Genomic DNA, 17623 nt, shown 5'->3' on the forward strand with positions numbered 1-17623 from the left:
TTTCAATAGAGAAATTATCTTGATCATTGTTAATTGTAGTTAATCTTAATTGTTTTTTTTTATATTTTACTGATGTGGCAATCTTGTTAAGTTGAAGGTGGGCTTTAATTTGACATGGACAGAAAATTCAGATGATAAATATAAATGATAAGAAAATTAATTATAAAATAATTAATAAAGATTTGATATTTTTAACGGAACATATAGATGGTAGGCCATTAGTAGGGGAACAATCTTCTGAACTTAACAATATATCTAATTGGTTTAATCCTATAGATGAATTTACAAGGCTTAAAATTGCTCATCATTCAATGAGTAAGCCAACAAATGACTCTACACATGATTATCACGTTTTGATTCAAATAGGAGGTGATGACACTGCGGCTAAATCAACGGGTCGATTATTAGCGAAATTTCCTAATAATTCACTTGTAATACAGTTTGATATTGCAAATGAACAATGGAAGGTACTACATGGTGACTTAGAAACTAAAATTAAAGGGAAAATACGTTGGGCGGTTATTGGCCATGGGCAGTATAAAGGACGTAACCAGCAAAGTTATTTTGAAGGGTACCAAGCATACCAACTTATTGCAGGGCTGAAGTATCTTAAAAGTCATGTGTTAAAAGCATACCCACCGAGTAAGATTGTTTTAGCCGGCTGCCAATTAGGCCGTGGGGGCGTAAATGAAAATTTTGTTTTTAGGGCAAGTGTTGAATTAGCTAAACAGGGAATATACCTTCCAGTCGTGGGGTATAATAGGCCTATCGGTGTCACGAGTGACAGTAAAAAAATAACGTGGCCATATGATTTAACTGGAGAAAAGCAATCTACTAAAAATTGGCGGTTAGAAATTAATTTTAACCAAACTGACCAACAAGCCTATATTAATGGCAAGCATGCTAGTTTATATTTTATCGATGAATTAAGAAGTGGTGAGCTAGACGTTTGGCAGTTAATAAAAGATTACCACTCTACTGTAATGGATATTTTTAGGGATACAAATAATGAGTATAAAATCGACATTGATTTGATTAAGAAAGTGGCTTTTAATCATGATAGCATACGCTATTTTTAAAAATAAATTAAACACGAAAGGCATTCTATTTAATAGTGATTTTAGACGTGAACTACTTCGTGAATATGAGAATGTTGGAATATTAGAAGCACCATTATGGTTAATGATCAATAAAGACGATGTGAATGTTAACTCGCAAAAAAAAAATGATAATGTCAAAATTATTATTCGAACAGGAAGGAGGATTGTAGGGAAAAAATATACGGAAGATCTACTGAAGGATTTCCCGAATAGCACACTGTTGTTTCAGTTAAATCCGAATACAATGGAGTTTTTCTTAGAGCATGGTGACATAGAGCAGTTACTCAAGGTACCCAAACAACAGTGGATATTAATAGATAATCTTCATCCTGAACCTGGTTATGTACAAAACTATGCTAACTCGTTAAATGTATTAAGATTAAGATATGGTTTTAAAATGCCAGAAAGTATTTCACTGTATTTAACCGATAAAAAATCATTATTAACTAAAGATGAGAAAATAAGTTTTTTTGATGATTTAAAAAGTAAACTAAAAACAAATGGAATATATTCAAAAGTCTTTTTAGAGAATAATTTTGAAACAAGACATAAAATAAGAGCATTACTTGAGGATATTAGCATAGGTAATTTGCTAATAGAAAATATTGATATAAGTAAAAACCTTTATTTAAAAGGACACTTTACATTCCAAGATGGGAGTATTGATAAAGATAAATTAAAAGTTGCAGCATATGACCCGATCATCAGCAAAAGAATTAACAAAATATGTGATGCTGAGAATGAAAACTATTTTTCCCAGATGTGGGATTCAATTTTTTCTGATGATGGCACTACTGGGATTAAGCAACAGGTTATTGAAGTAAAGGAAATTTTGGCATTTTTAAGTCACCAGCCTGAAAAAATAAATTACCTAAGTAAGCAGTCTATAAGCCGTTTGTCTGAGTTATTCCCAAGTGGACAAGGTTATAATCATGCAGAAGTTTTGAAATTAGTTCAAGACCCAATAAAGTTAAAAGAATATAATCAACATATTGAAGACTTTTTAATTATCTATATAGATATTGAAATGCCATTTGCAGATAAAAAATCATTAAGAAAAGAGTTTGAATTAATTATTGATTTAAATGAAAAAATAAAATCCAATTATGCAGCACTCTCTCAGTTATCATTTAAAGACGGGTTCGACATTACACTCAACAAATTACCAGTTGAGATACATTATTTTGAAGGACTCTATTTTTTACATCTTTTAAAATATAGTAATTTAACTAATGAACAACGTTTACAATTTAATGATAAATTAGAGGTTTTAACGAAACTAACACGTAAAAAAGAATTGGGTAATATTACCAGTAATGAGCTGAAATTACTTAATCGGTTTGATGAAATATATCAATTTAATTCTGATTTATTAGGCGCTGTTTCTAATGAAATAAACGAGCAATCTCACATAGTCTTATTTGAAAATATAGGGAACAATCAAATCATCACGTTTCAAAGTGATGAAGAAATATATACAATTACAAGCTACTCGTACAATGATAAGTACTTTCTGACTTTATCCGATACGACAGGTGTCGAGCTGATTATTAGTCATTCAGAATTTAGCCAAGCAAAGCAACACTTATTTAATATTTTCAATGAATATATTAACCAAGAAATAATCAAAGAGGATGGTACAGCGTCCACAAGAGGAAGTATTGCAGGATTTAAACATGAAGTAGGCGAAGCCCTGTTTGGCGAAGTGAAATCTATAAATACAAAGAGTGAAGCATACCAAAGTATGCAGAAAAATATAATGAGTGAGCTAGATGTCGTTTTCAGGTTATCAGAGATATCAGTGACTGATAACTCGGAAATTATTTTTGGCGAGCAGGTCACCTCATTGAAAACGCTTAGAGATATTGGGGCTACGATAGATAACGAGCCATTAGATTTTAAACATACTAAGCTCGCAAGCTGGGAGGATAATGTTAAATTTAATCCTGACAAATTAGTATTTCAGTTAGCCTTTTTAACTGGCAATGAAAAGGATATTAATTTAATTAAAATGCTTAATAAGAGCTTACAAGATGATCAAATAGCAAGACGAATTGATGGTAATTCAATGCTCCAACCAAGGGCCGTACTACAAGAACAATTCCAGATTATTCAGAAATTACAATTTGATGATTGGGCGAATATGGAGACAGCCATAGAAGATTTACGGCGTGTCGGTGCTAAATTACCAGTCTATGCCAGAATGGCTAATCATTTCGGACAAGGAATTGGTTCTACAGGAATATTTTTGACGATCAATTCTGTCTATCAGTTGATAGATGAATTAGATAATCCTAATTTATCAGAGAAAGAAAAGCGAGAAATACAGAGAAATCTTGATCTAGCCTGTGCAAATGCATTTTTTAATTATGGAGATATGGTCTTACAACCTATTTTACTTAAGCTAGCTTATAAACAAGCTGGCTCATTTAATGTGTCATCGAAAATTACGGCTCGTATTACAATTATATTTAACTTAATTGGAATGGGTCTAGATGTATATCAAGCTTGTGAAGCATTTGAACAGCTAGATAAAGTTACAAATGATAAAGATCGGCAAGATTTAATTGTGAATGGTTCATTGTCAATTGCCAACATCGCTGTGGGTGGTGTAACTATGATTGGTATAATCATTGGTTCATCTGCAATACCCGTTGTTGGTTTAATTGTTGCAGGTTCCTTATTAATTGGAGGGATGGTATATACAGGTATTCGCGCAGTAGAAAAAATTGAAGAGGAACTCGGTGAGTCTCTAGACTGGGATGAAAAAGCTAGAGAAGGTATTCGTGCCGCACTTGGTTTTCCCCTTTCAGACAATATATTAAATCGATTTAGTTATAAACAGCATTTAACTTACTTTAAAAATATAAATTGGCAACAAGATTTAGATACTTTTAAGTCATCATTTTTATATCAGGGGTTTGATGAACACTTGCAACTGGTTGGTAAACCGATCCTTGAGGAACATATAAAGTATTATATTTATTATAGAGATAATTCAAAAGCAATTGATAGTATAGAGTTTTCTGATTCGGATAATAGTGTATTTCTTCGTCATATTGATAGTGATGAAATCGGGCCTTACTATACTATCGAGCAAATTAATTTTATTCGGGAAAATTATTATTATGATCCTCAAGATAATCGCTGGGTAAAAAGCACTCAACCTCAAAGCATTAATGAACTGAATTTTAATTATCGTTTTAGGCTTGTGAATAAAAAGGCTCCTATCGATTATAAAGACATTGGTGAGGAGGTTGCCAACGATATTATTGTGCTTAACCCTGAATATGATAGTTCATTATTAAAAGAGTTCTTACATAAAAATAACTTGAGTACGTCTTATAGATTAAAAAAAAGGCAGTCAGTTGCTACACAATTAAGTTCTTTATCGGCATCAGAATTACGGTTATTTCAAGCCAGAAATAATTACACCAATATTACTCACCCAGATATTAGTAGCAATATTTCAGTGAATAGGCTAGGGAATGAATTTTTAAATCAACCTATTGATACTGCAAGGGAATTTTTGAGTGAGGACCCTAGGGTTATTTATGAAGGTATGCAAAATATTGGTTATCGATATGAAAAAGAAGCAAAGCAAAAAAACATTAGTTTTAACCCAGGAAATGGGACAGATATTATCGTTGGGAAAAAAAATTCAAGGAATTTGTTTAACATCAATACAGGGCATAAATTTCTAGTCGGAGGAGAAATGGATGACATTACAAACTTGTCCTTGTTATTTAAGTATGATGTTCAAGAAAACAAAGATATTTATTTTGATGGTAACGGCGGCAGTAATGGCATAATTATTAAAGATATTCCATCTAAGTGTAAAATTGATATCAATTTGAGCAATGAGACATCAGAAGTAGCGTTAATAAATCATGGCGTTAAGCGGATACATCTACGTAATGTTCATGATGTGATGCTAATTGGGGATAGAACTACGAAAGCAGAACTATTAGGCAATAAAGAACCCAACACATTGGATGCTGGGGCAACAATTGCCTTTATTCAAGGTCTGGAGGGAGATGACCAGTTAATATTTGAATCTGGAATAGTTAATGGTGGCGAAGGGGATGATAGTTATTTTCTACGTCGTGTTGATTGGTACAATGAGCAAGATGAATTAAATAATAACTTATTAGAGCTATCTGCTGTAATTATTGAAAATACCCAAAGCCAAAGCAGAGTAAACTTAGGGTATACATTAAACGAAATCAAGGGGGTGTGTATCTCTGGTAATGACCTCATCTTAGCTATTGAAATGAAATTAGCGGAGTCAGAAACCAAAAAATTAATATTGAATGTTACTTTAAAAAACATGTATAAACGCCATAGTAATGGTAGAGAGATTGTTCATCGCTATCAATTACATACACGGGACGGGTTTGTATTAAATACTAAATTAAATGATTTAGACTCAAGTGCTTCACATATTATCAGTGAAAATATTTTCAACATTACTTATCAAAAGGGCGTTGCTACTACAATGAGTATTGATGAGAGTGAAAAAACGATTTCAGTTGATAATAAAATACACCATCAACCCCTATGGGGAGATTTTAAATTTCATGGGTTAGTAAGTAAGCTAGAATATGAGGGAAGCAGTAGTGGTGACTATCTATTAATGGTAAGTAGAAACAGCCATGTTATGATTACTAAAGGGAAAGATATTTATCAGGTTAGCCCAGATCAAATTTTTAAAGGTAAAATAACGTTTGATTTTTTAAATATTAAACCAGAAATGAAAGATGATTTTGATGTGCTAATTTTGTTACCTTATGAGAATGGGTTTAATATTAAGGCATTAGGGACATCAATATTTTTATATGATAAGTTCAGTAATGAAAAACTTGAAATTAATCTTATTAATTTATCATATCCAATGAGTAAAGACATTTACATTAAAGATGGTCATGGAAGTCTATTTAAAATAAAAGTGGGGCAAGAGTTTCATGATGTAGAGGCCGTTGAATGTTTGGAGTTACCCACGGAAAGGGATGATTATATGAAAATCCCTAAGGGATATAATTCCCGCTATCCTATTTTAGATACAAACAATGGTGATGACCTCATTGAAGATAATAGCATGACAGGAAATATCATAAATTCAGGAGATGGTAATGATATTGTGATTGCCAATGGAGGGGCGAATGTTTTGTATGGGGGAAACGGTAATGATTATGTATATGGTGGTGAAAAGAGCGATCTGATTCTATCTGATTTAGGTAATGATAAACTTGATGGACAAGGAGGTGGGGATCATTATTTAATCGATGGAAGTAAAGGCCTCGGTAATACAGAGATAGTAGACCAAGTTGGATTTAATCGTATTCATTTATTTAACTTTAGAACAGAGTATAAGGTCATAAATCAACGAGAAGAGACTTACCATCTTTATACATCGGAATCTAATTTGCGGACAGTCAAAGTAAAAATCCCCCAAGATAATAAAAATAACAATAATCAAGTTTATCACCACCAGCGATTACCCTCACATATGCCAATCCATATTCATAATGATGGCATGGCTCATTTAGTTCGCTACCTTGCTGAACAGCGCCAATATAAAACAGAATTAGCGCCCGAGCAGATTTGGCACCCTATGGATGAATTTAAACATTTTTCTAACGAGCTAAGTTTTTCATCAATTATTGATACAGAGGCAAAGAATATACATATTAGTGAGAATGCACCATTTAGGCGTTTGTTTATTCGGACAAGTGGTTCAGAGCAAAAAATTTGGGATAGAAGTGGAGTTGGACGAGTATTTAAAGGGCAAGCAGTCACAGGAGCTATTTCAATACCAGATGGTATTGAGGGGAATAATGTTCTTTATGCGTCAACAAGTGATACCAATTTATATGGTGGTGAAGGCAATGATGTTTTCATCTCCAATGGTTCAAATGGGTTGTTGACAGATGCCAGTGGGAAAAATAGCTTTATTATTAATGGTGAAATTGTCGGTTGGAATTCGCTGTATAGCTTTGGCGGTGAAAACACGATTTACCTCATTAATTTTAATAAGGACGTCACTCGAGAAGAACCTGATCACCGGAGTAATGCAACTCGATATATTTATACTTCAGAGCAGGGACGCAGTGTGAAAATATTTCAGTATCCGAATACGATAGCGCCTACTGTTGTTCATGTGCAATCTTTAGAGGGGTTAGATGCGCATTCAACCCAACAAAAATTGGATCATCTAGTGGAGTCGTTAGCTGCATTGCGTTTACAAGATGAAGAAAACGGTATTGGTATGCAGGATATTGAACATTTACAGGTGGATTGGGCCCCTGTTAACCTTGTGGATAATTACATGAAAAAAGTAAGTTAGAGAGGCGAGGTAAACCACAAAACTTAAAAATATAGGGAGTTTTGTGGTTTTTAAGTCATTATTTAGCCCAAATCATCTTTATCTACAAAGTGTTGTACTAAAATAGTTTTAAAATTGATGCTAGAATTTAACGATTAAATGTAGCAAGTTATTTAAAATATATTATTTTTTGTTGTAACGGGAGAGTATATAGCAATGAGACGTTTTATTAGTTTAGAGCTGCCTCCTGAACCCATAATTAATGGCCAGTGCGTAAGGAAACGCCTGAAAAATAGCATCTGTGATAATTGTGCCACCAGTTGTCCCGTCGGTGCGGTATCGTTTAGCCATATGAATGCAGAAATTAATAATGAACTGTGTTTCCAATGCGGTAATTGTTTATTTGCTTGCCCTGTAGATGCTATTGAAAATATCAACCCTCATGAGCGTAGTTATCAAGGGGAGTTTCTGATAGTAAACCATGACGAGCCTATTGCGAATGCGGATGAACTGATTGTTTGGCACCGGCAATATGGTATTCGTGGGATGCAAATTGCTGAACCGTGGGTTGATAAATGGTTGCCAACGATAGCGGCATTAAACTTAAAACTCAAAGCGTTACAAGAACCTATTTGGCAATTGCGTATTGTTCAGCCGGAACAAGTTGATAGCGGCCGCCGTATGATGCTATTTCGTCAAAAATTAGATTCGAAACCTTTGGATAAGGGGCAGGTAAAAACTGGGCTTAATGCGAGAAAGCAATTTTACCCTGAAGATAGCTGGTTTAAAGTCGAGCTAGACACGGAAAAATGCATTCTTTGTGGTGCTTGTGCCAAAATGTGTGATGAACATGCGATAGAAATTGAAAATAACCAATTTTTGATAGATGAAAAACGTTGTACGGGTTGCATGAGCTGCCAAGTCGTTTGTTTTCTTAAATCTATTCATGTACAAACCTATACAGCTAAAAATAACGTGCCAAAAATTTTCCATTATTATGATGCGCAGTGCCATACTTGCCACTTACCCTTTTCTTCTTGGGAAGAAAATACCCATATTTGCCCAATTTGTGCACAGCATAAGAAACAAGGGTGGCTATAATGGTGACTAAGGCTCATTTTTAGAGCCTTATCATGCTAACCTATTAATTTAAATGATTAATTACCAGTTTTGCGATTAGTGGATTAATCATTGGTGGCGTTTCGTGGCCCATACCTTCAATAACTTCCAATTTTGCGTTAGGAATATTGTCAGCAATATCTTGCCCTGCGGCTAAAGGGAAGAGCGGGTCGATTGAACCATGAATAACCAACGTTGGTACGTTAATTTGCTGAATATAAGGACGCAGATCTCCGGTAACGGCAACCGCAACAATTTGGCGTTTAGTGCCTTCGGGTGAATGATTACGTGCGAGCGATTGCAGTATATATTCACGGTAATAACTTTCATCAAATGGACCGAATGTTGAGCTGATCCGGCGATAAAATGCGAGTTGTCCTGATAAATATCCTTCTAAATCCTCTTTTGGGTTAGCACTTGGGCTCATCAACATTTGCATTACATCGGGAGCACTTTGTGGCAGCGCTGGGTTCCCTGTTGATGACATGATTGTGCAAAGAGAGAGTGTACGTTCAGGGAATTTCGCTGCTACTATTTGCGCTATCATTCCGCCCATAGAACGTCCAATAAAGTGAGCTTTACCAATAGATAATGTATCCAATAGATGGATAATATCCTCAGCCATCTCGAATAAAGTATAAGGAATAGTGAAAGGCTCACCTTTTTGCATTTTTTCAACCAATTCCCCTAAATTAATAGATGGAAACTCATTGATATGATGAGATAAACCCGCATCACGGTTATCTATACGTAAGAGATAAAAACCGGCATCTGCAATCTCCTGACAAAAATCGGAGGTCCAGCTAATGTTATGGCCACCTAAACCAGGAATAAGGACAATTGCAGGGTTATCTGGTGTTCCAAATGAGTCATAAAAAAGTGGAGCTGAATTAGTTTTGGTCATTTTTCTTCCGGGATCGTTATTAATGAATAGTGCTATTTATATGCCGTAGTTTCGTTGTAATTGCGAGCCATAAAAATTGGTAATGATTACCTTTGATATAATTGAAATATACCATGGCAACGCAATATAAGTCTGTTTTTCAGCCAATTCCGTAAAGCAATTAAAAATCATTGAGATATGATAAGTAGTAAGCAAATCGTTTGCTTGAGTAGAATAATTATTAATATATTTTTAGGTTTTATATGATTTACTTTATTTCAGATACCCATTTTTGTCATTCGAACATTATTAACCTATGTGATCGCCCATTTAAAAGCACCAGTCACATGAATGATACATTAATTCATAACTGGAATGCGTATGTTACTGATCATGATGAGATTTACATACTCGGTGATTTTTTATACAAGGGCAATGGTGCGGATGCCAATAAAATATTACGCCGTTTAGCAGGGAAAAAATATTTGATCCGCGGCAACCATGATAAATTTTTAGACGACCCCGAATTTGACCAATCGTTATTTGAATGGGTTAAAAGCTATCATGAGTTGGAATATCAAAAACAAAAATTAGTGTTATTCCATTACCCAATACTAGAATGGCAAGGTTTCTTCCGTGACGCGATTCACTTATATGGACATGTTCATAATTCAGGTAAAGACCCCGAGCAGTTTAAGCGTTTAGCGGTATTAGGGCCCCGGGCTATTAATGTTGGTGTGGATGTGAATAATTTTTTCCCTATTAGTATTAAACAGATATTAAAAAAGGCAAATAGTTAACTTTCTTTTTTTGCATACAAATAAACTGAAGCTCTTGATACGCCTAAGTGTTGTGCCACTGTTTCCATAGATTTTTTGATATCTAACAGGCCTTCATTGCGCAGCACTTCAATTAAGTTTTTTCTTTCGTCTGCTTTCAATGTCCGAGGTGTCGCTGCTAAGGTTGCTGCATATTGGTCGATACGCATGCGAATGGCTTCCGCACCATTAGGCTCAATATGCTCTTTTATTGGGCTATTTCCCACATCTATAAACTGCGACAGCATACTTTGCATGCCTCTAAACAACGTCATATCCAGATTTAAACACAATGCTGCGATATATTGCCCTGACTCATCTTTAATGCCAATCGACGTACTTTTTACAGGGCGCCCATCAGAAAATTGGTTGGTATAATTGGCGATGATGTTCGGAAAATCTGCAGATTCAATTCTTGCATGACCGAGTTCAGTAGTCGGTTCACCAACTTGGCGACCAGATAAGTTATTATGAATCGAAAGGATTGAGTGTTCTGGGTTTTTAAGGTCGTGTACAACGACTTCACAAAAAGGCGCAAATGTTTCACTAAGGCCTTTTGCAATAATTTCAACTTGAGCCAGTAATGAATTATCTTTTTGATCTGACATGTCATTTCCCTTCATCTATCAAGCGGTAATAGTTAATTTTAACCTATTTTCAGTGTTGCTAATAGATGAAGGGCGGTGAACATTATGAAACCCATTCTCTATGATACTAATTGTGCAAAGTGCTGAATATCGACATTGCCTCCACTGACAATGATCCCCACACGCTTACCTTGAAACAACTCTTTGTGGGCAAGGGCGGCAGCATAGGACAAGCAACCTGTTGGCTCCACGATAATTTTCATTCGTTCAGCATAAAACTTCATGCGGTCAATAAGTTGTTCATCAGTTACAGTGAAAATATCATCAACCTTATTTTTGATAACTGCAAAGGTGTAGTTACCTAGATGTTGGGTTTGCGCACCGTCTGCGATGGTTTTCGGCGTATCAATGTGCACAATTTCCCCTCGACGAAATGATTGTTGTGCATCATTGCCCGCTAAAGGTTCTACCCCATAAATTTGGCAATTAGGGGATAACTCTCTGGTTGCAATGGCACACCCAGAAAGTAAGCCTCCGCCACCTAAGCATACAAACAGGGCATCTAATTCACCCACTTCTTCAATCAGCTCTTTTGCTGCTGTGCCTTGGCCAGCGATGATATCAGGGTGGTCATAAGGAGGAATAATCGTTAACCCTTGTTCCGTTGCGAGTTGTTGGCAAAGTACTTCTCTGTCTTCTTTGTAGCGATCAAAACGGATAACGGTAGCACCGTAACCTTGCGTAGCGGCAACTTTCACGGCAGGTGCATCATTAGGCATTAGAATGGTGGCTGGAATGTGCAGAAGTTGTGCTGCTAAAGCGATGCCTTGCGCATGGTTACCAGAAGAAAATGCAATAACACCGGCTTTTTTCTGCTCAGGGCTTAATAAACTTAACGCATTAAAGGCCCCACGAAATTTAAAAGCCCCCATGCGTTGGAAGTTTTCGCATTTAAAAAACAGCTCACCACCAAATTCTTTATTTGCGGTTGTTGAAGTAAGAACAGGGGTTTTATGCGCAAAACCCGCAATACGTTGTGCTGCTGCTTTCACATCTTGATAAGTCGGTAGTATTAATTCTGACATGATATAACCCCAATGAATAATAAGTCGTTAAACAGAAACTGCAATCGCTTCAATTTCTAAGGCTGCGCCAAAATGAAGTTCAGAAACGCCTGCAACAGCACGGGCTGGGCGGTGCTCTCCTATCCACTTAGCATATATCTGGTTGAATAACGGCCAGTTTTCCATATTTGCTATATAAACTCGGACTTGAACCAAATGCGTTTTATCGCAATTAACGGAACTTAAGCATGCTTGTAAATTAGCAAGTACAAGGGAGGCTTGTTCTTGGAATGACGCGTTCGTAATGGCATTACCGAGTTTATCAACGGGCAATTGCCCTGAGATAAAAACCAGTCCATTTGCAGTAACGCAGTGTGAATAATGCCCTTTTGGGGCAATGAGTGTTGGTGCATTGACACATTCAATATTCACACTCTCAATAAGTTGACTCATATCGACCTCTCGATAAAAAACCATTAACTGGATTTTTAGTCTAATCCTAGACTATCTGTTTAGTCAATGCTTTTTTAGAGAATAAATTTGGTGTAAATAGCAACAAATTGTTATTGGAGTGTCCATCAACATGGCAAAAAGAAAAATATAAATATAAGCGAGTTAATCAAATGATTTATTGGGGAAAAGGTAATTATTAAGCGTAAATTCATCACTATATTCCTATAGGCAGAATTTAAAGTGGCAAGGCGGACTAGGTGATATATCCTAATTGAAAATGATTAAGAATAATCAAATTGTGACGATATCATTTAAATGATAAGAAGTTGTTATATAAATACTTTTAGGGATATCAGATGGCAAAGTTCACATTTAATCTTCTTTCAATTTTTGGGAAAAAAGAATTACCCGTTGCAGAACAATATTTACAAGAAGCGCTTTTGCCTTTGTCAGTACTAGATGAAGCATTGCCTAAAACTGTTTTAGAGTATGTGTTAGATGGAAAATCGCCAGAAGTATTGGTTCAATTAAGCCAATTGGATAACGAAAAAGCCGTTATTTTACTCGATAAACCCGGTACCGTAGATTGGTGGTGGGGAGGAAATAGCTTTAACTCGAGTCAATATAATAAATTAATTCGCCAAGGGGCAAATGCAAGACATAAGTTATATTCAAAAGTGGGTGATGGGATTACTTCGTCGCAAATCGCTCGTTTTGCAAAAGTTTTAGCTGCAGCATGTCAAGATATTAATATCAAAGTATTAACGCCTGAATTACCGTCATGGGTGAGTTATTTAATGGGCGATGCCTTTGCAAAAACCTATGATAATTCGCGGGATACCAAGTTAGAACATCGAAAACATTGGCATTTTGACTTACTAACGGAAATTATCGAACAAGAGACAGATAAACCGGCTAACACCATTTTATATATCATTTTCGATCGGCACCATTTATCCGATTACCATTATGATAACTTAAGTCGGCTCTTTGCTATCCCTGGTTTCAAAGCGTATTTAACTGCAGAGCAAGCGTTTATTAAGCAGACATTAGTGAATCATTTATCTGCTGCTGGGCAAATTCAATTAATCAATACGTTGAAGAAAGACGTTGACCTTTATACGCTTTTTGCTGACGTATTAGTTTCTTTTGCCACCAGCTCGTTAAAGACTGTGCGTGCAGCTGCGGAACCTACAATGGCAATTTTACCTGCACAATCGGTCACGCAACATTTAACCCAAATTTTAACAGAAGGGACGCCCAAACAGCGTACTCAAGCCGCAGATTTATTTGCTCGAATAGGTGAACATCGAGAGATATTAGAAGCTGCATTAACAACAGAAACGAATAAAACCGTCCTGAAAAGTATTGAAAGTGCGATTTCGAGATTTTCAGTGATGGATACAGCTAGCCAGGTTGAAGAAGCCGAGTTACCTGAATTCGTTGAATTAGAAGATACACCGCTGCCTGAAAGTGCAAAAGATATTTTAGTTAATAATTTCAATGAAATGCTGCAAAAAGCAAAAGAAAATGCAGAAAATGAAATTGAAGAAAATAAACAACAGAAGCACAGCTACAATTGGGCACAACGCCATTACAAAGAATTCCAAAAGCTTAATGCACAAGCTTGTTGCAAAGTGATTGATAAACTAAATTCAGGTAAGGAAATTATTACTGACCATGAATATAGCGTGGTGAAATTTAAAGAACGTATTACTAACTTGCCTGAATTTACGTTATTCCATGCATTACGTCTGATCAGCCATAACCGCACAAATGAAGAGCATCTATCCCATTACCATCTTACTCGAGAAGTTCCACCAAGAATTCTTGGGCAAATTGAATTGCGCCAATTAGAAAAAACGTTAACACAATGCCATTTTAATAATGCAACACGGTTAATTGCAGACCTTTGCTTACGCTCATATGCCAATGGGTTAGCCATTTTTAATCAGCCAGCACAAGTTTGGCCGTTTTTTATTCAACACCCAGATTTTATTGCAGAAGCATTGGGTTTAATTCCTCAACAAGAAAAGCAACGTCATTACCAAGAATATGATGCGGCGAGTGGAATTGATGTACTTGCCATGCTGCCGACCATTCCCGCGCGATTCATTCCGCGTATTATGGAGTTGGCTCTTGGGGAAAATAAAACTCATCGTCTGAGTGCGCAGAAACTACTAGAGACATTACCGAATATTCACCTTAATGCGGCTGAGGGGTTAGATTCAGGTAAGCAAGAAATTCGTGTTACCGCAATTGAATGGTTGGCACGATTAAAAAGCCCTGATTCATTGAAACCACTTTATGCATTGTTAAAGAAAGAAAAACGCGAAGTGGTGCGGGCTGCCTTATTAACCGCTCTGGAACAATTTGGGGAAGATATTTCCGGTTACCTTGCGCCTAAAGTGTTATTAACAGAAGCGCAAAAAGGGCTAAAAGCGAAAGCGCCTGCCAGTATGGCGTGGTTTAACTTAGATACGTTGCCCGCATTAACTTGGCAAAATAATAAACCCGTAGAAGCCGATATTATTCGCTGGTGGGTGATCTTGGCCGTTAAATTAAAAATGCCAGCAGGTAATGGGTTATTGCAACGTTATATTGGCTTACTTTCAGTCGATAGCCAAAAGAAACTCGGCAGTTTTATTTTAAATAGTTTTATCGGGCAGGACATTGCTGGGCCGTCATTAGAAATGGCAATGGCGGAAGCAGAACGCGATGCGCCAAAGCGCTTAGCTAATTATCAAGATTGGGTGAAACGTTGGCCTGAATATTATAGCCAATATGAAAACTACACGTTAGAGCAGACGTTTAATGAGATAAAAAATGAAGTACTGCGCCGTTATTTAGGTTCCGCTATTAGTGATAAAGGGATGTTTTAGCACTGATTTGTGGTATTGAAGGGCACCTTGCCGTGACTACATTGCGTAATTATATGCGTGACCACTACCAACGGCGTGCACAAATTGAAGCTATGATTGATGCGGTGGCGACAAGCAATGACCCACTCATCATTCAATTATTATTGTCACTTTCTCGCCGTTATCGTACCGCGTCAGTTCAAGAAAAAGCGTGCGGATTGGTTGCTCAGATTGCCGAGCGTAATGGTTGGAGCGCAGATGAACTTGCGGATAGAACAATACCAACAGCGGGAATGGATGAAACCGGTATTTTGGCACTTGAATACGGTGACCGCACGTTTACTGCGAAACTGGATGCACAGCAAAAATTAGTTTTGTTTAATCCAGAAGGTAAAGAAATCAAAGCATTACCTGCTACACGCAAAACAGACAATGAAGAGTTGGCTAAAGAGTCTAAAAAGTTATTCACTGCGAGTAAAAAAGAGCTCAAACAAGTGATTGAACTACAAACCGCACGTTTGTATGAAGCGATGTGTGCGGAGCGCCTTTGGACAACCGCAGACTGGCAGGAATATATTCAAGCACACCCGGTGATGCGTGGCCTTATTGAAAAACTAGTTTGGATAGAAACCAAAGACAACAATATTCTGAATGTATTTCGTCCATCGGACGATGGCAGTTTATTAAATTTAGATGATGATGAAGTCACTCTATCTACTGATTCTTATATCAAATTAGCCCATGCGGCATTGGTCAGTGAAGATGAACGGAAAGCCTGGATAGCACACTTTAAAGATTACAAAGTGAAATTTTTATTCTCGCAAATGGAGCATAAAATCCCTGATTTGGATCTGAAATTAACCGAAATTGAAGACCGCAAAGGGTGGCTAACCGATACCTACACCTTGCGTGGCGTCTTGACAAAAATGGGTTACCAGCGCGGGCAGGCGGAAGATGGTGGGAGCTTTACCCACTATGCAAAACATTTCGCCAGTTTAGGTTTTTATGTCTATATCGAATTTAGTGGCAGTTATGTGCCAGAGGAAAATATCCCAGCCGTTTTGTATTCATTAAGCTTTGAGAAATCACAACAAAGCTCATGGAACCGCAGCTATATCGAGTTAAAAGATATCCCGCCTATTTTGTTAGCTGAAAGCTATGCGGATTATTTAAAAGTTGCGGATGCGTGTGCAGGTTTTGATCCTGAGTGGGAAAAGAAAACACCTTGGTAAGCGGGTTTAACGTAGGATTTTGGAATGACTAAAAATAAAACAACACAAGGGAATGTTCTGCGTGAAAGCGCAGAAGTTCGTTTTGCCGATGAATTGGCACGTTTAACCGAAGCAGATAAACAGAACCCGAAACCACAAGGGTGGTTGCGATCGCCTCGTGCCGTTAGGCAATTTATCTTAGGTGATGGATCACTCAATATTTCTGCAAAATTTTTCGGTGATGATGCTTTAGTTGACCGCGCAATTGTGACGTTATTAGGAAAACAAGGACTAATGTTAGTGGGGGAACCCGGAACAGCGAAATCCATGTTATCGGAGTTATTAGCTGCTGCAATTAGTGGTGACTCAGGTTTAACCATTCAAGGAACCGCAGGTACAACTGAAGATCATATTAAATATTCGTGGAACTATGCTTTGCTACTAGCAGAAGGCCCGACGGAAAAGGCTCTGGTGAGTTCACCGTTATACCAAGGCATGCAAGAAGGTAAAATCGTTCGTTTTGAAGAGATAACCCGCTGCCCACCTGAAATTCAAGATGTGCTGGTCAGTTTAATGTCAGAAAAGCAAATGATGATCCCGGAAATGAAAGACAATGCACGGATCAGCGCGAAGCAAGGTTTTAATTTGATTGGTACAGCGAACTTGCGTGATCGCGGTGTTCATGAAATGTCATCAGCACTAAAACGCCGATTTAATTTTGAAACTGTGCGGCCAATCCAGGACCCCGCCTTTGAAATTGAACTGATTAATAAGCAATTAACCACAGAGTTAGCCGACCTCAACGGCCTAGTGACTATCCCTAGCAACGTTATTGAACTGTTAGTCACCACCTTTCAAGAGTTGCGTTCAGGGAATACCAAAGATGGGGGCAATATTAAAACCCCAGATGCGGTGATGTCGACAGCTGAGGCCGTGAATATTGCTTATGCATGTGCGCTTGAAGCCCATTACTTAGGCGATGGTACGCTCAATGCAGGGGCCGTTGCACGGCAGCTTATTGGTGTGGTGTTAAAAGATAACCCTGATGATATCAAACGGATGCGTTATTACATTGATAATGTCGCGAGAGAAAGGGCAAAACACAGCCAAGAGTGGAAAGCCTTTTTTGATGCATCAAGGGCATTTTGGCAATAAATTTTTTATCACAATGGCAGAGCCGTGAGGGCTCTGCTAATTCGTCT

Annotated in this window: 9 protein-coding genes and 1 pseudogene; 6 read left to right on the plus strand and 4 right to left on the minus strand. The window is 37.1% G+C overall.

Features of this window, described 5'->3' with window-relative positions:
• The first annotated feature begins 131 nt into the window (after nt 1–131).
• The 3 genes from PSF67_RS13980 to PSF67_RS13990 all read left to right on the plus strand — a co-directional run bounded on the left by PSF67_RS13980 (nt 132) and on the right by PSF67_RS13990 (nt 8526).
• A complete protein-coding gene (locus tag PSF67_RS13980; protein WP_272677134.1) occupies nt 132–1079 on the plus strand; it encodes a C80 family cysteine peptidase in 948 nt (315 codons plus the stop codon).
• Nucleotides 1057–7446: a calcium-binding protein gene (locus PSF67_RS13985; protein ID WP_272677136.1), complete on the plus strand. Its 6390-nt coding sequence runs from the start codon at nt 1057–1059 to the stop codon at nt 7444–7446. Before PSF67_RS13980 ends, PSF67_RS13985 begins: the two co-directional genes overlap by 23 nt.
• Nucleotides 7447–7641: 195 nt before the next feature.
• The gene (locus tag PSF67_RS13990; protein WP_272677138.1) at nt 7642–8526 is read left to right on the plus strand and encodes a DUF362 domain-containing protein; all 885 of its coding nucleotides are present in this window, start codon (nt 7642–7644) and stop codon (nt 8524–8526) included.
• Nucleotides 8527–8569: 43 nt separating this feature from the next.
• On the opposite strand, the gene PSF67_RS13995 is transcribed toward PSF67_RS13990, so the two are convergent.
• Entirely contained in the window at nt 8570–9448 is an 879-nt protein-coding gene (locus PSF67_RS13995; protein ID WP_272677141.1) for an alpha/beta fold hydrolase, read from the minus strand.
• Between the two features lie 242 nt (nt 9449–9690).
• On the opposite strand from PSF67_RS13995, the gene PSF67_RS14000 reads away from it, so the two are divergent.
• Nucleotides 9691–10227 carry a metallophosphoesterase family protein gene (locus tag PSF67_RS14000; protein ID WP_102138544.1) on the plus strand — a complete coding sequence of 179 codons (537 nt, stop codon included), beginning with the start codon at nt 9691–9693 and terminating at the stop codon, nt 10225–10227.
• On the opposite strand, the gene PSF67_RS14005 is transcribed toward PSF67_RS14000, so the two are convergent.
• From PSF67_RS14005 to PSF67_RS14015, 3 genes are all read right to left on the minus strand, one after another.
• Nucleotides 10224–10853 carry a helix-turn-helix transcriptional regulator gene (locus PSF67_RS14005; RefSeq protein WP_102138545.1) on the minus strand — a complete coding sequence of 210 codons (630 nt, stop codon included), beginning with the start codon at nt 10851–10853 and terminating at the stop codon, nt 10224–10226. The two genes, PSF67_RS14000 and PSF67_RS14005, sit on opposite strands and share 4 nt — an antisense overlap.
• A 98-nt stretch (nt 10854–10951) precedes the next feature.
• Nucleotides 10952–11917, minus strand: a complete 966-nt coding sequence (locus PSF67_RS14010) for a threo-3-hydroxy-L-aspartate ammonia-lyase (RefSeq protein WP_125894729.1) — start codon at nt 11915–11917, stop codon at nt 10952–10954.
• Between the two features lie 27 nt (nt 11918–11944).
• Entirely contained in the window at nt 11945–12349 is a 405-nt protein-coding gene (locus PSF67_RS14015; RefSeq protein ID WP_102138721.1) for a RidA family protein, read from the minus strand.
• Between the two features lie 356 nt (nt 12350–12705).
• Here PSF67_RS14015 and PSF67_RS14020 point away from each other — a divergent pair.
• Both PSF67_RS14020 and PSF67_RS14030 read left to right on the plus strand, forming a co-directional pair.
• Nucleotides 12706–16442, plus strand: a pseudogene (locus tag PSF67_RS14020) (DUF4132 domain-containing protein).
• Between the two features lie 24 nt (nt 16443–16466).
• A complete protein-coding gene (locus PSF67_RS14030) occupies nt 16467–17576 on the plus strand; it encodes an ATP-binding protein (protein ID WP_102138548.1) in 1110 nt (369 codons plus the stop codon).
• The last annotated feature ends 47 nt before the right edge of the window (nt 17577–17623 follow it).

Origin of the sequence: Providencia sp. PROV076, assembly GCF_028483405.1 — a bacterium.
GTDB classification, from domain to species: Bacteria; Pseudomonadota; Gammaproteobacteria; order Enterobacterales; family Enterobacteriaceae; genus Providencia; species Providencia huaxiensis.